We start from the raw sequence: 23004 nt of genomic DNA on the forward strand, positions 1-23004 counted from the left end.
GTTTCGGCGGCCACCGAACCGATCCGGCCGTAGCTTCGCTCCATGAGCTCTCGCACAGTCCTGGTCTCCGGGCACGCCGACGTCCGCGCCGTCCTCGACGATCCCCGGTTCACCGTCCCGCCCGTCCACGACGCGGCACCCGCCTCGCCCTCGTCCCCTCCGGCGCAGTCGGAACGGGGCCTGGCGTGGCTGCGGAGCAGGGCTGTGCGCTTCAGCAACGGGGACGAGCACCTGCGGCGGCGCGCGGCGGCTCTCGACCTGCTGGCGGGACTCGCCCCGCCCGGCCTGCGTGCCGAGGCCGCCGAGCGCGCCCGTGCCCTCCTACCGGTCCGCCCTGGCCCCGCCGAGCGGCCGGAAGCCGTGAGCGACGCGGTGGTGTTCGCACCGGTCGCCGTCCCGCCCGTCCACGACGCGGCGCCGGCCTCTCCGCCCCCGTCGCGGCCGCGGCCCGGCCTGGCGTGGCTGCGGAGCACGGCCGTGCGCTTCAGCAACGGGGACCGGCACCTGCGGCGGCGCTCCGTGGTCCTCGACCTGTTGGCGGGGCTCGCCCCGCTCGAACTGCGCGCCGACGCCGCCGAACGCGCCCGGGCCCTCCTGTCGGCACGTCCTGGCTCCACCGAGCGTCCAGAAGCCGTGAGCGACGCGGTGGTGTTCGCACCGGTCGCGGTCCTCGGCACCCGCCTGGGTATCGCCGCGCACGACCTGCCCACGGCGGTGGACGCGGTCCGGACGATCGCCGATGTCTACCTGGGCGGTGCCGACAACGACCGGCTCCCGCCCGCGGACGCGGCGGTGCGCCTGCTGTCCGGCCTCCTCGGCACCGACAGTGACGAGGAGCGGACGGCTCAGCGCATCGTGCTGCTCGTGCAGTCCTGCGCGGCGACCGCCGCTCTGCTCCGCAGCGCGCTCGCCCTCGTCGAAGCGAACCGGCCCTCCTGGACCCGAACGCCTCCCGTGGCCGACCTCGTGGCCGAGACCCTGCGCTTCGACCCTCCGGCCCGCCGCATCCGGCGGGTGGCCTCGGTGGACGCGACCGTGACGGGCGAATCGATCCCCGCGGGCACCGAGGTCCTGCTCGACCTGGCGGCCGCCAACCGGGACCCCGCCGTCTTCACCGACCCCGACCGCTTCCTCCCCGGCCGCACCGATGCCCACCACCTCGCCTTCGGCCACGGCATCCGCCCCTGCCCGGGCTCCGACCACGCCACCGCCCTAGCCTGTGGCGTCCTCGACACCGCCCTCACCGCATAGGAGGAGCACCAGGAGACACCTGTTTCCAACAGGGGATCGCCTCGTGCCGAGTCCGCCGGAGGCCCTGGCGTGTGCCGGAATCGCCTCCCGCCACCCACGACGACCGGCCTACCGCTGAATCTGGAGCGGTGGTACCCGACCAGTGGGGCGCGGTTGCTGACAGCACAGGAGACGACCTGCTCGTGTCGCCGGCTGACCTCAGAGACCGCGACAGAGCCTGTCAGCACCGGCAGGGGCGACAGGTGGGCCGGAGGCCTGGTCCCGCCCGGGTCCCGCCCTGGGCTGCCGCGCTGGGGGCTCGGCCAGGTCACAGTGAACGCAGGGCCTTGACCTGCGGCCCTGTGGCGCACCCCGCAGAATTCGAATCTGCGAACGTCGAATTGAAAGCATCTGAATTACTCCAACTCAGGAGTATTCTTCGTGCACCCACGGGGCCTGACGGCCACGCTCCCGACGAAACCACGAAACCAAAGCACTCCCATGCTTGGTTCGGACTGAATTAACGGCATGACCTGCACACCCCCTCCTCGAAAGCCCGCCGAAACAACCACCGAGGACAAACACCACCCCCTTGCCATACATGAGCAACAAGAACCACAAAGAATCCATACACCCCTTGCTTAACAAAAGGGAGTATCAGGTTTTATTATCCGCACTCGGGTACAGTTGAGTTCATAAGCTCGTAGTGAACACAAGGGTTTGGAGGCCTGTTGACTGTCGTCATTTCCGGAGTAGGCGGATATCTACCTAGAGAAGAAGTCTCAAATGCCCGGGTCGCCGAACGAGCGGGGGTCTCGACGGAATGGATCGGTGAGCGGACGGGAGTGCGGACCCGCAGGCGCGCGGCCGCGGACGAGGCCACCTCGGACCTGGCGGCGCGTGCGGCCGAGAAGGCGTTGGCCTCCGCTGGACTGCGGACGGAAGAAGTCGGACTCATCGTCAGCGCCACCTCCCTACCGGACGAACTCGGGCCCTCGGTGGCCTGCCGGATCCAGGGACACCTCGGGGCGGCGAACGCGGTCGCGATGGACGTGGGGGCCGCGTGCAGCGGCTTCCTCTACGCGTTGGAGGTCGCACGGTGCTGGCTGCACACCAGGCCGGACGCCCTACCCGCCCTGGTGGTCGGAGCCGAGGTGTACTCGCGCTTCGTCGACCCCGCGGATCGGGCCACGGCCTGTCTCTTCGCGGACGGGGCCGGAGCCGTGGTCCTGACCGCGGGAGGCACGGAAGAGGGCCTCGCACCGATCCGCCTGGGAGCGGACGGACGGGGAGCCGATCTGGTCGGTGTGTTCTCCGGAGGCACCCGGCGCCCGGCATCAATGGAGACCGTCGGTTCCGGGGAACACACCATTCGCATGGACGGCCGGGCCATCAGCGAGTTCACGCTCCGGCAGTTCCCTCGCATGGTCCGGGAGTGCTTGGAGGACAACGGACTCTCCCTGGAGGACATCGCCTTGGTGGTGTCCCACCAGCCGAATCCGTTACTCCTCGTCCAAGCGGGTGAGCAGGCGGGGATCCCGCCGGAGAAGATCCATATCACCGGGGACCGCGTGGGCAACATCGGCGCAGGGTCGGTGCCCTTCGGTCTCGCCCACGCTGAGGCCACCGGACGCCTGCACCGGGGGGACCGTGTTCTGCTCCTGGCCTTCGGAGCCGGGATGACCTGGGGATGCGGCCTGCTGACCTGGACCGGGACGACACAGGGACAGCACAGCGACGATCCAGAGGGAGATCTCTCATGAGTGTCATGGACACATTCCGCCTCGACGGCGCCCGGGCCCTGGTCACAGGCGCCTCGCAGGGCATCGGCCGGGCCACCGCCCTCGCGCTGGCCGAAGCCGGAGCGCGTGTCGGGTTGTGCGCCCGCAATGCTCAAGCACTGGAGGACGTGGCGCGCGAGATCACCGACCTGGGCGGTGAGGCAGTCGCCGTACCCGGAGACCTGCGCGACCCGTCGACGGCCGCGCACGCGGTAGAGGAGACCGTCTCGGCCCTGGGAGGACTGGACCTGCTCGTGCACAACGCGGGCGGGCCCCTCACCGACCAGGAAGGGCGCATGGTCCTGAGCCCCGTCACGGAAACCTCCGACGAGGAGTGGCGACAGGTCATGGACCTCAACCTGTTGGCGGCGGTCCGGCTGTGCCGTGCGGCCCACACCCATCTGCGGCGCTCCGACCGTGCCGGCGTCCTGCTCATGTCGTCCGTGGCGGCGCTCGTGGCCGTGCCGGGCATGGAGTCCTACGGAGCGGTCAAGAGCGGCATACTCTCCTACACGCGCTCCCTGGCCGTGGCCTGGGCGGCGGACGGGATCCGCGTCAACGCGCTGTGCCCGGGGTGGGTACGAACCCAGCTCACCAGCCCGATCCACACGGCCGACGCCGCGGCCACAGCCGCCCTCACCAACGTGCCGATGCGCCGCTGGGGCGGCGTCGACGACGTCACCGGGCCCGCGGTCTTCCTCTGCTCCCCCGCCTCGTCCTTCGTCACCGGCCAGTACCTGGCGCCGGACGGGGGCCTGACGGCCTTTCCCGCCATGCCCCAGCCCGAGGCCCCGCAGGAGGACGCACATGGCTGACCCGACCTGGGTCGTCGGAGACGGCTTTCCCACGCCCCGCCTCCACCCAGAGATACGCACCTACCGAGACACCCTCCACGCGCTTCGCGCCGGCGACCTCCACGAGGGGCACCTGGTCCCCGCCCTCGGCGTCAACTCCCTGGACTGGGAATTCCTGGAACAGGCGGTCGCGGAGGCGGGACGATCCATGACGGTGTTCCTCGACGCTCCCCCGCCCGCGCCGCTTCCGCGCGCGGCGGTACTCAAGACCATCCAGGAGAACGTGGTCATCGCCCGGCCGCGCGTGGACGGGCACACGGTGGAATTCGACCTCGTCGTCGCCGACGGCAACGAGATCATGCACGACCACACCGCGGAGCGGCAGCACCTGCCGGGAATGCTGCTCATCGAAGCAGCCATCCAGGCCACGACGTGGGCGACCCGCGCGCTGTACCCGGCGGGAGAGGAGCGCCCTCTTCCCTATCCGGTGATGCACGCGTGCGCGTTCGACTTCACGAACTTCCTCTTCTGGCTGCCCGTCACACTCCGTGTCACTCTCGCACGCGACGGCGAACCGTCCACTGAGAAGCAGCCACTGCACTCAGAGGTCTCCTACCTGCAGCAGCGGCGAGTCGTCGCCAGAGGACGCTTCTCGTTCCAGGCCTTCGACCCTCCCACCATTCACGGCATCGAGCAGAAACAGGCACGGAAAGTGATCGAAGCCGTCGGTGGCGCAAGCCGGACGGCGCCCGACTAAGGAGGACAGATGCCACGAACGGCCACCGAGACACGCGATCGCCTCCGAGCGCTCCTGTACCACGGGGAACAGGGCAACACGCAGACGGCCCGCCTGTTCGAGCATCCGGTCTTCACTCCGGTCGACACCCCTTCCACCGAGGGATTCCACCAGCTGACCTACCAGCGCCTGCGCGTCCTCAACCAGCGCCTGGGCGGAGGCAGGAAGGCCCTGGACTCACCAGAGCGGCTCCTCGACGTACTCGGACACGCCGCGGTGATCGACCCCTCCCTCTTCCTGCGGGCGATGGTGCACTACGAGGTGTGCCTGAACGCGGCTCTCACGCTCGGCGACGACAACACCGAACTGCGCGGGGCCATCGACCGGCTCGACTCCCTGGCCGCCGTCGGAGGCGTCCTCATCACCGAGGTCGGGCGTGGCAACAGCCACGTCTCCGTGCGGACACGGGCCGAGTACGACCCGGGCCTTCCCGGGTTCAGGATCACGACGCCCACGCCGGACGCCGCCAAGTTCATGGCCATGGTCGGTGCTCGCGGCCATGCCCAGACGGGCCTGGTGTACGCACGGCTGTGCACCGACGACGGAGAACACGGGGTCTTCCCCTTCCTGGTCGACATCCGCGACCAGCACGGACCCCTCCCCGGCGTTCGCACGACACCTCTGCCCCACAGCAGGGTCTCGCCACTGGACCACTGCCTGGTGTCCTTCCAGGACGCACCCGTACCGTTCGGCCGCTGGCTGAGAGACGGCGCCGAGATCTCGCCCCGGGGACGCTTCAGCGAACCGGCCACGCACGCGAGCGACCGGCTCAGGCGTTCGCTCGCGGTCTCCTCCGCGGCCTCCGCGGCCGGAGCCACGGCCCTGGCCGCGGCGACCCGGGCCACCGCGAGCATCCTCTACCGGTACTCACGGCACAGGGTCACGACGAACACCCTGGCCGAGGACGCACCCGTGATCGACTACGGGATCCAGCAGGAGTCCGTGTACGGGGTGCTCGCCGCCGCCTACGCCACCACCTTCATGGTCCGCGCGGCCCGCGCGCACCCGCCTGGGGGCCACCGCGCCGAAAGCGGCCGAGACGATGCCGGAACGGCCTGGTCACCCTGGTCCTCGGTGAGCCGCGAACTGTCCCTGGCCAAGACCGCGGCCACGGCGGAAGCGGAGAGAGCCTGCGCCGAGGCCCGGCGCCGCTGCGGCGCCCAGGGAACGCTGACCGTCAACAGGATCCCCTCCTATGAGGCCCTCACCCACGTCTACAACAGCGCGGGAGGGGAGAACCGGCTCATCCTCTTGGACGTGGGGCGCGAACTGGCCCTGGGCGGGGAAGAGGGCATGCCCTCCCCAGCGCCCCCTCCAGACCGGTCCCCCCGCGACCCGCGGATGTGGTCGTACCTGTTCCGGGAGGACGAACGGCGCCTGCGCGGGCAGGCCCGCTCCGTCCTCGGCGACACCGCCGAGACGGCCGCCTCCCCACAGCGATGGAACGAGAGCCTGTGGCTGCTGCTGGCGCTGGCTCGCGCGCACACGCGGCGGGTGACCTTCGAGACGTTCGACGCGGCCGTCGCCTCACTCGCGAACACGCCCGCGGGCCGGGCCCTCGCACCGCTGTTCGGCCTGTGGTCGCTCGACGCCATCGGTGACCGTGCCGCCGATCACCTGGCCCACGGCAGCCTCACGCCGGAGGAACACCTCGGCATGCTCGATCTGCGCCGGTCCCTGCTGCGTGAGGTGGACGCGGAAGCACTCGTGGACGCGCTCGACCTCCCACCCGAACAGCTCGCGGCCCCGATCATGTTTCCCGATTATGCCCGACGGCTGGCAACGGGCGGCAGCTGAGGGCAAGGCCCCGGACCCGCCCTGAAACGCCTTGCGCTTCTTCAGAGCCAACCCGGGGACCGGTTGCCGAGAATATCGAACGACCCCTGGGCAGCTGTGGCCCATCCGATGACCATGCCCATGAATCGCATGTTCTTCATTGAGCGATAAGACTCCACCCGTCGTTTTCATGTTCCATTTCTCGCTCAAAGGAAATTCTCTGATATGGACATCACCTCGCGAATCTGTGTCTCGCCTCCGTACCGAGCAGTGCACGGCGTCTCCTCCCCGGCGCCCGGGTGCGTCACCGCATCGTTCCTCCCGGAGTTCCCCGCCGAGTCCGAGGAACCGGTCTCGATCATCGAAGCGGCTCGGCACCTGCCCATCATGGGTCTGTGCGCGGCCGCCACGACGGCCGGCCCGGGCCGTCGTTATTACCTGGCGCGCAAAGCCAGGCTGCGTCGCCTGACCCCGCCGGCGCCGGGAGCGCCGTCGCAGGGTCTGCACGTGATGGCTCTCGGCGGGCTCAGCAGACCGGACTCGGCCTCGGCCGCCGCCTTCCTCTACGACTCCGGTCACACGACCCTGTTCGACCTGCACTGCGACTACGTCGTCCTCGACGAGGGGAGCTTCGCCCGAACCTTCGAGCACCTGGCCGACCCCTCCGCCGACCAGAAGGCCTCCTCCCCCTACGGTTCTCCTCTGCGGCTGGACCATGTGTCGGTGTCCGGAACGATGGCACAGGCGGAAGTGAACCTGCGGGCCGATCAGTGTGCGGGTCATTTCGCCGGGTTTCCCGCTGTTCCACTCGCCTACCTGTTGACGGCTCTCGTCGATTTGTCCGAGCGCCTCGTGGAAGACCCGGAGAACACCGGTCCGCCGGTTCGGGTGGAACTCCTCCAGGCCCGGACACTGCTGGCTCCCGGGACGCCGGTCGTGCTGAGGGCCCGCCGGCAGAACGATCACCGCGTGCTGGTGAGCGCGGGACACGGCGAAGACGAGACAGTCGTGGTCTCCATGGCCTTCGGCAGGCCACCGCAAAAGTGAGCCGGTCGCGCCGCGGGTGGCTTACCGGGCCGGTTTCCCGGCCTTTCCGAGGTGGCCGCCCGGCACCGAATCCTTACGGGTGGACGTGAACCGAACGAAGGAGAGTGAGTGGACATGGCCGCAACGGAAGCGAACGCGCCCCATCCCGAGGTAGGCATGCTGACGGGCAGGACCGCGCTGGTGGTCTCGGGCAGTCGGGGCATCGGTCTGTCGGTCGCGCAGACGCTCTCAGCGCGGGGAGCCGACGTGGCCATCACCGGGAGGAACGAGGACTCCCTCCGGCAGGCGTGCGGGCGGATCCGGGAGAGGACGGGCGGCAGAGTGATCGGGTTGCGAGCCCACAGCCGCAAGGAGCAGGAACGGGAGGCGGCGGTGGAAGAGACGCTGGACCGCTTCTCGCGTCTGGACATGCTCGTCTACAACACCGGAATCAATCCGGCCGGCCATACTCCGGCGATCGAGCTGGACCCGGCCGTGGTCAGCCACATGTTCGATACCAACGTCCTCGGTGCCCTGGGCTACCTGAAGTCGGCGTGGCAGCGCTGGATGGGGGAGAACGGCGGATCCGTCGTGTTCGTTTCCACCGCGGCGGCCTCCGGGACCATCCGGCTCCCCGCCTACTCCGCGACCAAGGCCGCGCTCAACCAGCTGACGACGGACCTGGCCGAACAGCTCGCCCCTCGGGTGCGCGTGAACGCGGTGGCACCGGGATTCATCAGGACGGAGTTCGCGGACTCGATCATCCGCGTCCCCATCGAACAGGTGGAGCAGAGCTACCCCATGGGAAGGATGGGAGAGCCTCAAGACGTGGCTGAGGCGGCGGCCTTCCTCCTGTCGCCCCAGGCGTCCTGGATCACCGGGCTCACCATGAACGTGGACGGGGGACTGTCCGTGCGTCCGGTCCAGCACAACGTGGCGCACCCCGGCCCGGGGGAGCACATCCACTGACGCGGTGCCCCGAGAAGGTCCCACGGACGGGGGCTGCCCGGACTGCGCAGGTATGAGGGCGTGGGGCTCCCCGCCCTCACCGCCCCTTGCGAGGGGCAGCTCATGGAATGGCCACAGTAGGGGCACAAGTCGGATGAGTCGGCCTGGAGCGCGGTTCCGATGTTGCCACCAGCTCGTTCCTCCTGGCGGCTCGCCGAATGAAGTAGACCGCCGACGAGTTATCTCCGACTGACCTCGATTCGTCAGCGGGCTGTGGCCGCTGACCGATCCGGCGCTTCGCCCCTTCTGATCCCGGCCGGTGAAGGACAGCCCCTCGCATGACGCCGCGAACGCGTCAGGTTCCACCATCACGGGAACTGGCCGAAGCGAACAAGCCCACCGCGGCCCAGAGCCCCCAACCCGTTTTCCTTTCCGGCTAATTTTGCCCGCCCCATGCCCGCGTCCGGCTCACAGATGCCGTCGGCATGCCCGTTTCCAGGAGGACCATCCATGAGTTTCCCCGCCCGGCACGTCCCGGGTCCGCCGCACGGTACCGGGCGGACACCGGTGCCCGCCCCAGAGCGTCACCACCTGGCCCAGCTGCTCGACCGGCACAGCGCCGAGGACTACCGCGACCTGACCTGCGCGGCGGCCGACCGGGTCGCACGGCGGATCGCGACGGTCGAGCGTCCCTTCACCGGCGCCACCGCCGAGGACCTGCGCGCCAAGGTCGGCAAGGTCGACCTCGCCGAGCCGCTGAGGGACCCGGCCGCGGCCCTGGACGAGCTCGAACGCGTCTACTTCGACGACGCCGTCTACTTCCATCACCCCCGCTACATGGGGCACCTGAACTGCCCGGTGGTCCTGCCCGCGCTGCTCGGCGAGACCGTCCTGTCCGCCGTCAACTCCTCCCTCGACACCTGGGACCAGAGCGCGGGCGCCACCCTGATCGAACAGCGGCTGATCGACTGGACGGCCCAGCGCATCGGCTTCGGCGAGACCACGGACGGCGTCTTCACCAGCGGTGGCAGCCAGTCCAACCTCCAGGCGCTGCTCATGGCGCGCAATGAGGCCCACGAACGGATGCGCGCGAACGGTGGCGTGCGCCTGGCCGAGGTCCTGTCCCGGATGCGCGTCCTGACCTCCGAGGCCGGGCACTTCAGCGTCGCCAAGTCCGCCGCGCTGCTCGGGATGGGCTACGAGTCCGTCATCACGGTGGCCTGCGACGAGCGCAGGCGGATGCACCCGGACGCCCTGGCCGCGGAGCTGCGGCGCTGCCGGGCCGAGGGCACGGTGCCCATCGCGGTGGTGGCCACCGCGGGAACCACCGACTTCGGCAGCATCGACCCGCTGCCCGCGATCGCCGACACGTGCTCCCGCCACAGAGTGTGGATGCACGTGGACGCCGCCTACGGGTGCGGTCTGCTCGTCTCCCGCCACCGGCACTTGCTGAGCGGTGTCGAACGCGCCGACTCAGTGACCGTGGACTTCCACAAGTCTTTCTTCCAGCCGGTCAGCTCCAGCGCCATCGTGGTACGCGACGGCGCCGTACTGCGCCACGCCACCTACCACGCCGACTACCTGAACTCGCGCACAGACGGCAGCACCCCCCGCCTCTCCCCCAACCAGGTCGACAAGAGCTTGCAGACCACGCGCCGCTTCGACGCCCTCAAGCTGTGGCTGACACTGCGCGTCATGGGCTCCGACGGGGTGGGAGCGCTCTTCGACGACGTGCTGGACCTGGCCGCCCAGGGGTGGGTCCTGCTCGACGAGGACCCCCGCTTCACGGTCGTCACCCGCCCCACGCTGAGCACCCTGGTGTTTCGCTGTGCTTTGCCCGGCACCGATCCCGGGCTCGCCGACGCCGCCAATCGCTACGCGCGCGAGGCTCTGATCGCCTCCGGGTGCGCCGTCGTGGCGCGCACCACGGCGGACGGACGCCCCCACCTGAAGCTGACACTGCTCAATCCGCGTGCCACCCGCAACGACATCGCCGAAATCCTAGACCATATCGCCGCACACGCCGACGACTACGCGGCCCGGCACAGCGCCCCCGGCGGGCGGGACGGCGCCGCCAAGAGGACCCGTTGACCACCAACCCCCAGCTACCTACTTGACAGACATAGGTCCGCCACGCGCCCCGGCGCGAGCCCTGTCGACCGCTCGCGGAGCTCGGGTACCGCTCGGGCGAACCCGACGGCATCGCGCGGGAGACCTCCCAGATCCTGCCGAAGGTCTTCGCCCTGCTGCGCCGCAAGGGGCGCACGCCGGCCTCGGTCGCCGCCGAGCTGTCCGTCCCGTTGACGGAACTGAACGCGCTGGTGTTCGGCCTCTCGTTCGTCGCGCAGTCGGGATCGGGCGGTCGGCAGAGCCCGGCCCGCGCCGCCAAGCCCGTTCTGCGCGTGGTCACCGGTGCCGGTTCTGCGGACTGACGACGGCGGACGGACACACGGACGACCGCTGGACGGGAACGGAGACGGGGTCGTCGGCGTCGGCGCCGGCGTCGGGCAGCGGACAGCGGGCGTCTCCGTGACCGACTCCGAGAGCTGGTGAGGGTCCGGCCCCGGCCCCGCATCGTCAGCCGAGGACGACCAGCATGGCCACGCCCGCCGCGTAGAACGCGAACAGCGCGATCCCCTCGAATCCGATCCCGGACTCCTGCCGACGGATCAGACCGGCCGCGACCAGCAGGTTGAGGCCGATGCCCAGGCCGATGAACAGGACCACCTTCGCGTCCATCTCGGCGTAGATCGGCCCCTCCCGGTAGGCCACGTCGGAGGCGGACAGGAACAGCACGTCGAAACCGTTCCCGCCGACGATGTCGCCGAGCGCCAGGTGCAGCGCGCGGATGCGGATCGCGTACAGCACCGTCACCAGTTCGGGCAGGGAGGTGACCACCCCGGTGACGAGCGCACCCACCAGCCCACTCGACATCCCCGTGCGGTCGACCAGCGACAGCCCTGCCTCGCCGACCGCGTAGCCGGTGACGGCGACCACGACGGCGAGGGCGGCGAACTTGGCCCACATCATCGCCAGGGGCTCGTCTTCGTCGAAGGAATCCGGATCCGGTACGTCCTCGCGGGTGCGGCGCGTCTGCTTCACGAGCCACATCGGGGCCGACCGGACCTTGCGCGACAGGCGGAGCCAGTACCAGTAGCAGCCGACGATCAGCAGGGACGCCGGGTGGACGCCCAGGATGCTGATCGGTGGGCCGGATCCGGCGACCAGCGCCACGCTGAGCATGATGCACAACCCCACCGGGGCGAGCAGGTTGGGCAGGGAGGCGGCCGCGTGCTCCAGGTTCGCCCGCCGGTAGGACGGGTCGGCCAGCGCGATGAAGACGGTCTGCGCCGCGATCCCGCCCAGGGCGTTGTTCATGGCGAACTCGGCGTCGCCGTTGGCCGCGCCGACGAGGCTGGTGATCAGGCCGGGCAGCGAGGTCACCGCGCCGATGAGGATGATTCCGGCCAGTGTCTCGCCCATGCCGGTTCGGTCGGCGAGCCGGTCGACCAGGCGGGTGAAGGGCCCTGCGCCGACCACGAGGAGCACAGCCGCGGCCACGATCACCGCCACGTCCCACACCACAGCCGGCCTCCCGTCATGTCCACGAACCGAGGCTTCCCACCCCGACTACCCCTCGGCGACGGGTTCACCACCGCCCACAGGGGCCGTGCGACCCCCAGAACCCAAGCACGCCCCCGAGCTCAGCGAGCGAACGGGGGGCGGGCGTGTCCGGGCCGGGTGCGGGCACTCGTCGAAGTCGGTGGGCAGGCGGCGGCACGGCCTCTGGAGGCCCCTGGGCCTGCCAGGTCGCTGTGACACGGGAGGAGACAGGAGACGGGTGGCGTCAGGGTCGCGGAACCTGGTCCGGGTCCTGGAGGTGCCGGAGGAGGAAGTCGTCCACGGTCGCGAATCCGAAGGTGACCGGCACTCCCCCTGTGTCGGGCTCGTCCGTGCGGCGGCGCACGGCCCGGGCCGTGCCCTCCCTCGCCAGTCGGCCGTCGTCCATCACGTCCGCGGGCTGCCCGTCGAGTCCGCCCTCCTCGTTGAGGAACCCGTGCCCGTAGTCATCGAGGAGGTAGAGCTCGCTCGACGCGCCTGCCGCGGCCAGGGCCTCGTGCAGGAGCTCGCTCTGGGTGTGCGGGACGAGGGCATCGGCGGTCCCGTGGGAGAGCTGGAACGGCGGAGCGCCGGCGTGCACCCAGGTCGGCGGACACGCGTAGCGGGCCGTGTCCGGCAGCTCGGCCGGTGCTCCGCCCAACAGCCGACCCTCGGGGGACGACGCGGCGTCCGCGTCCGGGCGCCCGGCGTGCGCCTCGGCGACCACGGCGGCCAGGTCCACGGGAGGGTAGGACGCGACCACGGCCTGCACCGACGCGTCACCTTCGGTGTCCACCTCGTCGGCCAGCGCGCCGATGTGGCCAGTCAGAGCCGCCAGCGCGGCCAGGTGGCCGCCGGCGGAGCCGCCCCACACTCCGATCGCCCCCGGGTCGAGTCCGCACTCGTTCGCGTGCGCGCGCAGGAACCGGATAGCGGCCCGCACGTCGTGCAACTGGGCGGGGAAGTGCGCCTGCTCGGAAAGCCGGTAGTCGAGGCTCGCGAAGGCGAAACCGGTGGCGCGCACGCGACGGGCGAGGTCCGGTGCCTGGGTGCGGTCACCGGCGTACCAGCCGCCCCCGTGCACCCATAGCACGACCGGCACAGGGCGTTCGGTGGCGGGCGGACGGTAGAGGTCGAGCAGGAGGTCGCCGGTGTCGCGCCGTGCGTAGACGAGGTCGGTGTCGGTGTCGACCGTGATCCGGGACGGCGGCGTCGAGGCGGTGGCGGGGCCCGGTTCGGCGGAGGAGGGAGTGGCGGCATGGCTCATACCGTCCATGGTGCTGTGCGCGAGGACCACCGGCACCACCGGGCCCGGACCGGCCTCCCAGGCGGCCGTGAGCACCCTCGGAACGTGTCTCTTCAGCGACTGGGCCGGACGCGGCGCCTCGTCGAGTGCGCGGCGCCGGCCGTCACGGCACATGCTGCCTACATCCCCCAGACCGGGAGCACCACGCCTGCCATGACGGCCCCGACCACGATCACCGTGACCAGGAACAAGAGCAGGTAGGGGTGCCGCTCCACCCACGACACCAGCCCCGGGTGGCTCTTGGCGAACCGGTTGGCGGTGACGGGTTCGTCCGGGCCGTCGCACGGCACTCCCAGCTCCCGCACGAACAGGTCGAGGTCCTCGGGCGCGTAGAGCTCGCCCCGCATCCGCAGGAGGACGCCGCCGTTCGCGTCGAGCACGAACAGGGTCTCCATGGGCGATCCCCGCATCTGGACGAGGGTCGCACGCACCACGCGCGCCGCCCGGGCCCGGGAACGACGCTTCCGAGAGCAGAGCCCCCTCACGGCGATCTCCCGCTCCGTCAGTTCGATATCGGCCTGGCGCCGGTGTCCGATCACCAGAGCGAACAGGACCAGTCCGAAGGCGCCCGACGCCAGAGCGGCCTGCCACCCCGGGCCGATCGCCACACCCAGAGTGACGACCACGGCCGTCACGAGCACGACGATCCCGTTCTCCCGCGCCTTGCGGCGATCGGGTCGCAACAGCAGGCCCTCCGCGTCGCCCCGGTCACTCCGGCCGCTCCGGTCATCTCGTCCCCGGCTCACGCGCACACCGTCCCTTCTGCGGCCCTCCCGAGATCCTGCCGCATCGACTCCGTGCTCCGGCACGGCCGCGGGCACCCCGGGAAGCACCACCACGGGCGGGCAGACCGGTCAGGAATCAAGAAGCGCTGGTCACCGTCGCGGGCCTAACGTAAAGGACATGGCCAACATCGCATCCGTCACCCTCGAGGTGGACGACACCACAGCCGCCCGTCACTTCTACTCCACCGCCTTCGGCCTGGACTCGCAGGTCCGTCTGCGGACCGCACAGGAACCGACCACCGGGTTCCGCGGGTTCACGCTCTCGCTCCTGGTGTCCCAGCCGGCCGACGCCAAGGGCTTCTTCGACGCCGCGCTCGACGCCGGGGCCACAGCGCTCAAGCCCGCCGAGAAGTCGATGTGGGGCTACGGCGGCGTCGTGCGGGCCCCGGACGGGACCATCTGGCAGATCGCGACCTCGTCGAAGAAGGACACCGGCCCCGCCACGCGCGAGTTCGACGACATCGTGCTCCTGCTCGGCGTCGCCGACGTCGCCGCGACCAAGCGGTTCTACGTCGAGCAGGGCATGGCCGTGGCCAGGAGCTTCGGCCGCGCCTACGCCGAGTTCGAGTCCGGGGACGACGCCGTCAAGCTGTCCCTGTACCGCCGCAAGGCCCTGGCCAAGGTCGCCGGTGTCCCCGCCGAGGGCAGCGGATCGCACCGGATCGTGGTCAACGGCGACCTCGGCCCGTTCACCGACCCCGACGGCTTCGCGTGGGAGTCCGTGTCCTCGTCCGCCCTGACCTGACCCGGTCGACGGACAGGACCGGCCGGACCGTCGTTGACGCCCGTGATTCGACAGTGTGACGATGTGCGGATGCCCGACCTGCACACACGCATGACAGCCCTGAGCACTGACGTCACAGCGGCCGTCATCGCGCGCTGCAGGGCGGAGGTGCCCTTCTACAGGGATCTGCCGCGCCCGGTCCTCGAAGGCGAGGTCGCCCGGTCGGTCGCGGCCGTGCACGCACTGCTGGTGCGCACACTGCGAGACGGGGGCGAGGTGAGGCCGGGCGACCTGACCCGGCTCATCGAATGGTCGGCCCGCCGGGCGGAGGAGCGCGTGCCCCTGGAGGCCGTGACCGCCGCCTACCTCGTCGGTGCCCAGGAGTGGTGGCGGGCCCTGACCGCGGCGGCGGAGCCCGGGGAGCTGGCCGAGGCGGGTGCGAGCCTGCTCGCCTGTCTGCACTCGGCCATGCCCGCCGTCGTGCTCGCACACCAACAGGCGCAGGAGGACCTCCGCAGCGAGGACAAGCGCGTCCGACGCGCGCTGCTCACCGCCCTCCTGGACGGGCGGCCGTATGAGGCACTGGCCGAGGTGGCGCGGATCGCGGTCGCCGGAGAGTACGAGGCCGTGGCGTTCGCCTTCGAGTCGGACCCGCCGACCAGGCTGGTGCAGTCCTCGCTCGACGCGTACACGGGCGTCCCGGTGCTGATGGACCTCGTCGCGGGAATCGCGCTGCTGCCCGGCCGTCCCGACCTGGCGGAGCTGAGCACCACGCTCGCACGCGACGTGGGCGAGTCCCCGCTCGCCGCAGCCGCACCGGCCCCCGGACCGGCGGCCGTCCCCGCGGCGGCGGCGGAGGCGGGCCGCGTGCTGGATCTCGTCCGGCGGCTCGGCCGCCCGCCCGGGGTCTACCGCCTCAACGACGTGCTGCTGGAGTACCAGCTCGCGCGGCCCGGCGACGCGCTGGTCCGCCTGGCCGCCAAACTCGACCCGCTGGAGGAGCACCCCTACCTGCTGGAGACGCTGCGGGTGTTCGTCGACCACGGGCACAACCGCCGCAAGACCGCCCTGGCGCTGTCCATCCACCGCAACACCCTCGACTACCGGCTGCAGCGGGTGTGCGCGCTGACCGGACTGGACCTCGCGGTGCCCGCCGAGGCCCGCCTGCTGCAGGCCGCGCTCACCGCCCGCGACCTGCGCTGAGACCTCGGGCCCGTCCGGATACCCGTGTCAGAGCCACGCGCGCAGCTCCTCGTCCCGTGGAGAGAAGGCCGGCCCCGAGTCCGGGTGGTCGAAGACCATGACCGGCCGCCGCCGCGACCAGTCGGCCCAGCCGGGGTCTCCCGAGGCGGCGAAGGACACCCAGGCCCGGTGCACGGCGTCGGCCAGCGGCTGGGGCGCACCGGTTCCGGTCAGCTCCCGGCTGGAGCGCAGGGTGTCGAAGACGAAGCCGATCTCCAGCGCGTGGCAGGCGCCCAGGTCGAGCACGGGCGAGCGCCAGGCGAACTCGTAGACGAACGTCCGTGGCGCCTGGGGCCGCCCGCCCGAGGAGTGCGAGAGGTCCGAGGGGGCCGAGGGGGCCGAGGGGGCCAGCCGTGTGTCCGCCAGCCGGTTCAGGGGCCCGCGCAGCAGCATGTCCGTGGCCATCTCCCCGAGGATCTCCCCCGGTGTGGCCCCGGGCCGGCCGGAGCGGTACAGCCGCGCCACGCGCCCCGGGATCCGGAACTTCAGCAGCGCCAGACGCAGGGTGAGGCCGCTGATCCGCTCGACCGCCCCGGTCGGCACGAACCACAACCGGTACTCCTCCCGGTTGGCGCCCAGCAGCAGATCGACATCGGCAGGCGCGGGGTCGGCCGGCACCACGTCGTCGTCGACCACGATGTGGAAGCCGGGCCCGCCGCCGATCGGATCGACTCCACCGACCACCGAGTCCTGCACGTCCAGCAGCCGCTCGCGGTCCACCGCGGCGAACGCCTCGGCCGTGGCGGGCGCTCCCAGCCTCTTGGCCATCAGCCGCACCGCCTTCGCACCCTCACCACGCGAGACGGTGTGCGGTGCCCCGCTCTGCATGATGGCCCGACGGAACAGCCCCCGCGCGTGGGGGCTGGTGGTCAGGGCCGCGATGCTGATGGCGCCGGCGGACTCACCGAACACGGTGACACTGTCCGGGTCCCCTCCGAAGGCGGCGATGTTGTCGCGGACCCACCTCAGTGCCGCGATCTGGTCGAGCAGGCCGCGGTTGTCGGGGGCGTCGGGGAAGACCCCGAAGCCCTCCACCCCGAGCCGGTAGTTGACCGACACGAGCACCACACCGTCACGTGCGAAGGCCGACCCGTCGTAGAGCGGCAGGGCCGTCGAGCCGTTGCGCAGCGAGCCCCCGTGGATCCACACCATCACCGGCCGCCCTCGGTCGCCTCCATCGCCGCCGTCGGGCGCCCAGACGTTGAGGTTGAGGCATCCGTCCCCGGGGACGCGCGGCGTGGGGATCAGCCGGTCCAGCGGCGCCCGGTAGGGGCGCTGGGGGGCGGTCGGCCCGAACTCCAGGGCGTCCCGCACCCCCTCCCACGGTTCGACGGGAGCCGGGGCACGGAACCGGCGGGCGCCGAAGGGCGGCGCGGCGTAGGGGATGCCGAGATAGGCCGCGACCCCGTCCCGGACCTGGCCCCGCACCTTGCCCTGCCGGGTGCTCGCGATGGTGTGCATCAGTGTCCTTTCGACGGACGATCAGCGAACCGCTCCCGGCCACCGGGGCCGGGAGCGGGATCGACGGGGGAACGGGGTCAGGTCACGGGGCGGTGAGCGTGAACTCGTCCGCCAGGTCGTTGTGGCGCACGTCCGACCAGGTGTCGGAGTCGGTGCAGATGCCGCAGCCGGGTCCGAAGAACTCCGTGTAGGCCCCCTGGTCGCCCATCAGGTGCAGGCGGAACCAGGCGGTCGTGGGCGCGGCGAACGGCCCGGGGTCACCGACCACCGTGAAGTGGTTGGCGCCGCGGACCTCGCCGTAGATCGCTGGGATGTGGTCGGCGTCCTTGTAGAAGCGCTTGACCAGCCAGGGCCAGACGATGCTGTCGCGCTGTCCGGCCAGCAGCAGCGCCGGGTCGTCCACGTCGTCGATGTCGGCCAGGGGGCCGGGCTGGATCGGCAGAACGGTGTCCACCCGCGGATCGTCCCCGACCACGATCGAGGCCGCACCGCCCTGCGAGTGGCCCGACGCGCCGATGTTGTCCAGGTCGACCCGGCCGTGGAACTCACTGCCGGGGTCGGCGTCCCTGCGCTCGAGCATGTCGATGCCCGCCCGCATGGAGATGCCGAGGTTGGACTGCGGGGTGTTGGCGGCCGCGACGATGAAGCCGTGGCTGGCCCAGTGCAGCAGCAGGTCCCGGTAGACCACCGGGAAGGCGAACGTGCCGTTGCCCCAGACGATCACGGGGTGGCGCCGGTCGCTGTCGGCGATGTCGCGCGGGTAGTACAGGGTGGTCACCGCACCGACCTCCACGTCGGTGGCGTAGGGGCCGGGGGCACCGTAGCCGCCGGAGGCCGGTTCAGTGGCGAGGTCGGCGTCGGCGGGCACGGGGGCGGCAGCCGCGCCCACGGGTCCTGACAGTGCGAGGACGAGCGCGGTCAGCGGAACGAACAGTCGTCTTGCGACCATGGGGGGTGGCTCCTGACGTCGCGGTGGGGCGGTTCCTGCCTCCGTCCCACCTGGTTCGAGCTCACATCCTCGCCAGAAAACCGGCCGTCGTCTCTCCGCAACCGCGGCAATCCTTGACCCCGGAGTTTGTGCAATCTCCCGAACGGTAGCTCCTGGAGATCTTCACACCGGATACGGCCGCCCCCACCCCACGCAGACCCTGATTCTTTGGAGTGCTGGGACCACGCTCACCTGTCGACGTGAATCACAAGCGTCCGTGCAGTCCTGTCGTGCAGGGCACGCTTCCAGGGATCCGCCTGCGCCGCCAGGGACTCGAAGAACGCCAGGAGGTTCCCGAGAAGCGGGATCGTCTGCGGCAAGCCGAAGACAGCGCCCCTCACCGCCGCCTGTCGGTGGGAGAGCGGCCCGCCGCTTCTCGTGTCGACGACCCTGATCCGCAGAAGCATCTTCCCCAGCGTGGCTCCGGCGAATCTCAGGAACAACCAGTCGTAGAGGAACAGGAGCACACCCCAGCCCAGGAAGAAAAAACCCGCCATGACGTTGGCCATCACGTCGTCTGAGCCGTCGCCACCGGAGACGGCCGCCCAGAACATCGCCACGGTGAAGACCAGCACGCACGCGAATACGAACACGAGCACATAGTCGATGGTCCGTGCGGCCAATCTCTCGGCGAAGCCCACGAGTGGAGGACGAGAGGCTGGTGTCACCGGAGATCCTGGCACGGATGGGGGCAGCTGCGACTCGGGGTGTCCCACACGTGTGGCTGCCGAAGCCCGTCGTGAGGGCGGCACGGGAGCGAACCGTGGGGCCGTTGTCGGCCCCACGGCCACCGGTCCGCGGGCCACACGGCCCTGGGTCGTCCGCGGCGGCGGCAACGGTACCTGGCCCACCGACCTGGGAACCGAAGCGGGCACCACCTCCACACGCACGGGCACAGAGGCCTGTCCGGCCTTCCCCTCGAGCGTGAGTGAGCCCTCCAGTCTGCCCGGCCGAGCCGTGTCGACCGACACGTCCAACGTGTCGTCGATCGCCTCCGCATGAATCCATTCATCGCGAGGGTGTGGGATACAGGCGTGGGCCAGCGCAGGACCCAGGAGCTCGAGCCGCTGGTGCGGTGCCGGCTGGAACTGGCCGACCCGACCGAAGTCCAACAGCCCGGGCAAGGGACGGACCGACACCTCCTCCAGCGCACGAGCGGCCTCCCCGGCCACGGACTTGACGTCATTGCGGACCAGACCGCGCAGGGCACGGCACGCCGCCTCCGCCAGCTCCAGGTCCGGGCTCTCCAGGCAACGCCGGAGTTCGGAGACTGCTCCCAGTCGGCTTACCGCGGCAGCGCTGGAGACCGCTTCTCTGAGGGCCTCCGGCAGCCCCTCGCCCCCGGTTCTGCGGCGCTTGCTGCAAGCGATGTAGAGGTCTCCCTGGAGGTGGATGCTGCGACTGGGCGTCTGGTGCGGGTTCTCCCGACGAACCTCGTCGTAAACGTAGTCGTAGAGTTCGTTGATCGACACCAGTCCGTCCGCGTCCAGGTCCGCCTCACCCGACGTCAACCCGGCCGCGAGTGCTCGGGTGAAGACAGACGGCCGTACCTGGTGATCCTCGGCCAGCTCCGTTCCCTCGAAGGCGTACTCCATGGCGTTGGAGGCGGTGATCACCGCCCACCCGCGTCCGCTGTCGAATCCCCGGGCGGAGAAGGAGTCGAACACGTGGGCGTCTCCGCTCGCGCGCGTGCGCATACCTTGCATGAAGGCACCGCCATAGCAGCAGTCGAGGAACAGAACGGTGTTGCGTGCTTCCCTCGTTCATGCACCTGCGTACGAAGTCGGCCGGCACCGCGGTGGAGGAGAGCCGCCCAGGAAGGGTGTCGGTGGCGGCGAAGAAGAGCTCCCCGGAGGCGTTCTTCAGGCCGTGGCAGGAGAAGTGCAGCAGCAGGGAGTGCTCCCTGGTGCGATCGGCGAAGAAGTCCTCCACTCGCCGAAGGATGGCGTGCGCGGGCTCGTTGCGCACGACCTCGACGTCGAATCCGCCGATCTCGGGATCCTCGAGTACACCGGCCAGAACCAGGGCGTCCTGCCCGGGCGCGCGCAAGTGGTCGAGACCTTCGTTCGTGTACGTGTCCGTGGCGACGATCAAGGCGTGCCTGTCGATGTCGCTCATGACCGGTCACCAGTGGTGACGTGGCGGTCTGCGAAGAGTTCGAACGCGCGTGCCGACTGTTCCGGAGAGGTATCAGAGATCTCCAGGACGTCACCGTCGATCTCCAGTCGAATCGTCGGCCGGGCCCGGCAGCGGTCGCGCCAGCGCCTGATGGCACCGACGACCGTGCCCAGTGCGGTGACCGACTGGTTCAGGATCACCAGAAGCGCCCCGACCTGGGCCATGTCCCAGCCACGTGCACCTGGAGGAGCGCCCTCTGACCGCACCGGCGTGACGTCGTCCACGTCGAGCTGGAGGAGCTCGCGTCTGAGCTGTCCAGCCAGTGCCTCGAGCTCCTCGGCAGGCGCCTCCTCCTCGGTGAGGAGAATCTGCAACGAGGTCTCCATCAGGTCGCCCCCTACAGAAGAGTGCGACGCGGTCCCCTCTCGCCACACGTCTTATATCCCATATTGCCCCATTTTGCTCCTAATGTGAGTCAATGGCACGACAAGGACTGCGTCCAGAGCCCGCCCTCTGTCGGCCGCCTCGACAACATCGCCCAGGGGAACACCGCCTTCACCATCGGGCACGGCAGATCAGTTCACCGACCACACCCTCCGCCCTCGCTCACCCGGCGTTCGCGTGGCCGATACGGAAGGACCCGCCCTGGCCACCGTTCACCTCTCCCCATGGATGAAGGGCTCACCCATGGTGTCGGCGTGCAGCTGGAGACGAAACTCTGACCAGGTCGACAGGGAGGCGCAGAAGTCGTCCGTGCGCCGACGCACCCAGGTGCCGTTCGAGCCCGGAGACCCTTTCGAAGATCGATGCTGGCAACCGATTCCGACTTCTCCGGTCCCGACATTCCAGTGGCCACTTCCGGACACGCATGTGGATCACGTGGCTGGCCGGCACCACTGTGCTCGCCCAACCAGTCAGACTCGCGACAGAAAAGCCCCATAATGTCGACCATGAAGGCATATGTCGGGGTCACTGACAAGGCATGGGCTGATTTCCTCTCCAGCCGCCCCCACCTGGACGAGATCAACTTCTGGCGTCCCTCTTCCGGCAGTCTGTTCAAGCGCATCGGCTTGGGTGACCTGTTCCTGTTCAAGACCCACTTTCCGCAGAATCAGATCGTGGGCGGCGCCGTCTTCAGCGGGTTCGCCCGTGTGCCCCTCTCCGAGGCCTGGGCCACCTTCGAGCAGGGCAACGGAAGGAGCAGCGCCGCCGAGGTGCGCGAGGCGATCAACAGCTACCGCGCGAAGAACAGGATGGCCCCCATCCAGTCCGGGGAGGATCCGCTCGTCGGCTGCATCATGCTGCGCGACCCGGTGTTCTTCCCCGAGAACGAGAGCTTCGCTCCCCCTCCGGACTTCGCCAAGAGCCTCGTCCAGGGGAAGGGGTACGACGACATCGAGAACGACCCCCACGCGAACTACTTCGCACCGATCGCCGCACGGATCCTGGGACGACCGACGGAGAAGGCACTCGAGGAGGACGGGCCGGGTGAGACCGACACCTGGCGACGGAGCGGCCCGATGTTCGGCGAAGCCCGCCCCGCCCGTCGTCGGCTCGGGCAGGGAGCATTCAAACTCGCCCTCTTGGAGGCCTACCAGGAGAGCTGCGCCGTCACCGGTCAGCGCGTGCGCCCCGTCTTGGAGGCCGCCCATATCCATCCGGTCACCAGAGGCGGACTGCACCGGCTCGACAACGGGCTGCTACTGCGATCGGACGTGCACCGGCTTTTCGACCTCGGGTATCTGACCGTGTCCCCGAATCTGACCGTTCGGGTCAGTCCCAGGTTGCACGAGGACTTCCCGGACGCGCGGGAGTACACGGGCCTGGATGGAGTCCGTATCCGCCTCCCCGCGAAGAAGGCGGACCGCCCCAGCCTCGAAGCGCTGACCTGGCACCAGAGCGAAGTCTTTCGAACGGACTGACCGGTCCGAGGCGTCCAGTGAAGCGCGACCGCCCGCCGGGCACCGCCTTTGCGGTGCCCGGCGGGCGCGGTGCCGTCGCGGGTTACTCCTCCGGGGTGATGCGCAGGAAGGTGACCGAGTGCGCCGGGAAGGTATGGGTGAAGGTGCTGTCCACACCGTCGATGGTGGAGGTCTCCGGGCTGACGGGCCGGTCGGTCGCCGTGTTCTCGGCGGCCGAATCGGCCTGCAGGACGGTCAGCTCGGCGGTGGGCTCCACCCGCGCGGAGCCCGGCCCCGCACGGGCCCCGGGTCGTCCGGTCCGCCCCTCCCGGGCGAGGCCCGTGGCCGGGGAGGACACGGCCCTGGTCCGCTCCGCTGTGAGTCCGTTCATGGGCCCATGCCGAGAGTGCGTTTCGATCCGCGCGGCCCGGCCGGGACGGTGGTATTCGTGCACCGAACGGGTAGCAAGAAGGTGGAGTACCGGGGGAAACCGCCTCGAGCGGGGAATGGCACAGGGGAAAGCGTGAG

Annotated in this window: 20 protein-coding genes and 1 pseudogene; 12 read left to right on the top strand and 9 right to left on the bottom strand. The window is 70.3% G+C overall.

The genetic code is table 11. From position 1 onward, the window contains the following. The first annotated feature begins 42 nt into the window (after nt 1-42). The 9 genes from M1P99_RS26850 (at nt 43) to M1P99_RS26890 (ending at nt 10783) form a co-directional block, all read left to right on the top strand. Nucleotides 43-1251 (top strand): cytochrome P450, encoded by a 1209-nt coding sequence (locus M1P99_RS26850; RefSeq protein ID WP_304455371.1) that lies wholly within the window; start codon nt 43-45, stop codon nt 1249-1251. Between the two features lie 710 nt (nt 1252-1961). Beyond that, nucleotides 1962-2993 carry a 3-oxoacyl-ACP synthase III family protein gene (locus M1P99_RS26855; protein ID WP_304455372.1) on the top strand — a complete coding sequence of 344 codons (1032 nt, stop codon included), beginning with the start codon at nt 1962-1964 and terminating at the stop codon, nt 2991-2993. Between the two features lie 5 nt (nt 2994-2998). Continuing rightward, nucleotides 2999-3826: an SDR family NAD(P)-dependent oxidoreductase gene (locus M1P99_RS26860; RefSeq protein WP_304455373.1), complete on the top strand. Its 828-nt coding sequence runs from the start codon at nt 2999-3001 to the stop codon at nt 3824-3826. Continuing rightward, nucleotides 3819-4562: an AfsA-related hotdog domain-containing protein gene (locus M1P99_RS26865; protein ID WP_304455374.1), complete on the top strand. Its 744-nt coding sequence runs from the start codon at nt 3819-3821 to the stop codon at nt 4560-4562. Before M1P99_RS26860 ends, M1P99_RS26865 begins: the two co-directional genes overlap by 8 nt. 9 nt (nt 4563-4571) lie before the next feature. After that, on the top strand, nt 4572-6398 hold the full coding sequence (locus M1P99_RS26870) for an acyl-CoA dehydrogenase (RefSeq protein ID WP_304455375.1): 1827 nt from the start codon (nt 4572-4574) through the stop codon (nt 6396-6398). Nucleotides 6399-6764: 366 nt separating this feature from the next. After that, nucleotides 6765-7424: a hypothetical protein gene (locus M1P99_RS26875; RefSeq protein ID WP_304455376.1), complete on the top strand. Its 660-nt coding sequence runs from the start codon at nt 6765-6767 to the stop codon at nt 7422-7424. A gap of 114 nt (nt 7425-7538) precedes the next feature. After that, nucleotides 7539-8372: an SDR family oxidoreductase gene (locus M1P99_RS26880; RefSeq protein WP_304455377.1), complete on the top strand. Its 834-nt coding sequence runs from the start codon at nt 7539-7541 to the stop codon at nt 8370-8372. A gap of 489 nt (nt 8373-8861) precedes the next feature. Further along, entirely contained in the window at nt 8862-10442 is a 1581-nt protein-coding gene (locus M1P99_RS26885; RefSeq protein WP_304455378.1) for an aspartate aminotransferase family protein, read from the top strand. A 209-nt stretch (nt 10443-10651) separates the two neighbouring features. Then, a complete protein-coding gene (locus tag M1P99_RS26890) occupies nt 10652-10783 on the top strand; it encodes a hypothetical protein (protein WP_304455379.1) in 132 nt (43 codons plus the stop codon). Nucleotides 10784-10928: 145 nt separating this feature from the next. On the opposite strand, the gene M1P99_RS26895 is transcribed toward M1P99_RS26890, so the two are convergent. The 3 genes from M1P99_RS26895 to M1P99_RS26905 form a co-directional block, all read right to left on the bottom strand. Beyond that, complete coding sequence (locus tag M1P99_RS26895) at nt 10929-11924, bottom strand: sodium:calcium antiporter (RefSeq protein WP_304455380.1); 996 nt, start codon at nt 11922-11924, stop codon at nt 10929-10931. A gap of 274 nt (nt 11925-12198) precedes the next feature. Continuing rightward, nucleotides 12199-13218, bottom strand: coding sequence for an alpha/beta hydrolase (locus M1P99_RS26900; protein ID WP_304455381.1), 1020 nt, complete (start codon nt 13216-13218; stop codon nt 12199-12201). 158 nt (nt 13219-13376) lie between these two features. Next, nucleotides 13377-14003 (bottom strand): hypothetical protein, encoded by a 627-nt coding sequence (locus M1P99_RS26905; RefSeq protein ID WP_304455382.1) that lies wholly within the window; start codon nt 14001-14003, stop codon nt 13377-13379. A 157-nt stretch (nt 14004-14160) separates the two neighbouring features. Between M1P99_RS26905 and M1P99_RS26910 the strand changes: the two genes are divergently transcribed. Both M1P99_RS26910 and M1P99_RS26915 read left to right on the top strand, forming a co-directional pair. Continuing rightward, nucleotides 14161-14787, top strand: coding sequence for a glyoxalase (locus M1P99_RS26910; RefSeq protein ID WP_304455383.1), 627 nt, complete (start codon nt 14161-14163; stop codon nt 14785-14787). Nucleotides 14788-14856: 69 nt separating this feature from the next. After that, a complete protein-coding gene (locus tag M1P99_RS26915) occupies nt 14857-15969 on the top strand; it encodes a CdaR family transcriptional regulator (protein WP_304455384.1) in 1113 nt (370 codons plus the stop codon). A 27-nt stretch (nt 15970-15996) separates the two neighbouring features. Here the strand turns inward: M1P99_RS26915 and M1P99_RS26920 are convergent, their stop codons facing one another. The 5 genes and pseudogenes from M1P99_RS26920 to M1P99_RS26935 form a co-directional block, all read right to left on the bottom strand. Next, entirely contained in the window at nt 15997-17469 is a 1473-nt protein-coding gene (locus M1P99_RS26920) for a carboxylesterase/lipase family protein (RefSeq protein WP_304455385.1), read from the bottom strand. Nucleotides 17470-17551: 82 nt separating this feature from the next. Next, nucleotides 17552-18418: an acetylxylan esterase gene (locus M1P99_RS26925; protein WP_304455386.1), complete on the bottom strand. Its 867-nt coding sequence runs from the start codon at nt 18416-18418 to the stop codon at nt 17552-17554. Nucleotides 18419-18645: 227 nt separating this feature from the next. Beyond that, nucleotides 18646-20124, bottom strand: a complete 1479-nt coding sequence (locus M1P99_RS26930; RefSeq protein ID WP_304455387.1) for an RDD family protein — start codon at nt 20122-20124, stop codon at nt 18646-18648. A gap of 169 nt (nt 20125-20293) precedes the next feature. Then, nucleotides 20294-20575: pseudogene (locus M1P99_RS28685) on the bottom strand (caspase family protein); the annotation flags it as partial. Next, on the bottom strand, nt 20572-20961 hold the full coding sequence (locus M1P99_RS26935; RefSeq protein ID WP_304455388.1) for a hypothetical protein: 390 nt from the start codon (nt 20959-20961) through the stop codon (nt 20572-20574). The gene M1P99_RS26935 and the pseudogene M1P99_RS28685, both read right to left, overlap by 4 nt. A gap of 564 nt (nt 20962-21525) precedes the next feature. Here M1P99_RS26935 and M1P99_RS26940 point away from each other — a divergent pair. Further along, on the top strand, nt 21526-22497 hold the full coding sequence (locus M1P99_RS26940) for an HNH endonuclease (protein ID WP_304455389.1): 972 nt from the start codon (nt 21526-21528) through the stop codon (nt 22495-22497). Nucleotides 22498-22579: 82 nt separating this feature from the next. On the opposite strand, the gene M1P99_RS26945 is transcribed toward M1P99_RS26940, so the two are convergent. Beyond that, nucleotides 22580-22867 carry a hypothetical protein gene (locus M1P99_RS26945; RefSeq protein ID WP_304455390.1) on the bottom strand — a complete coding sequence of 96 codons (288 nt, stop codon included), beginning with the start codon at nt 22865-22867 and terminating at the stop codon, nt 22580-22582. Nucleotides 22868-23004: the final 137 nt, after the last annotated feature.

Source organism: Nocardiopsis sp. YSL2 (assembly GCF_030555055.1).
GTDB lineage: Bacteria > Actinomycetota > Actinomycetes > Streptosporangiales > Streptosporangiaceae > Nocardiopsis.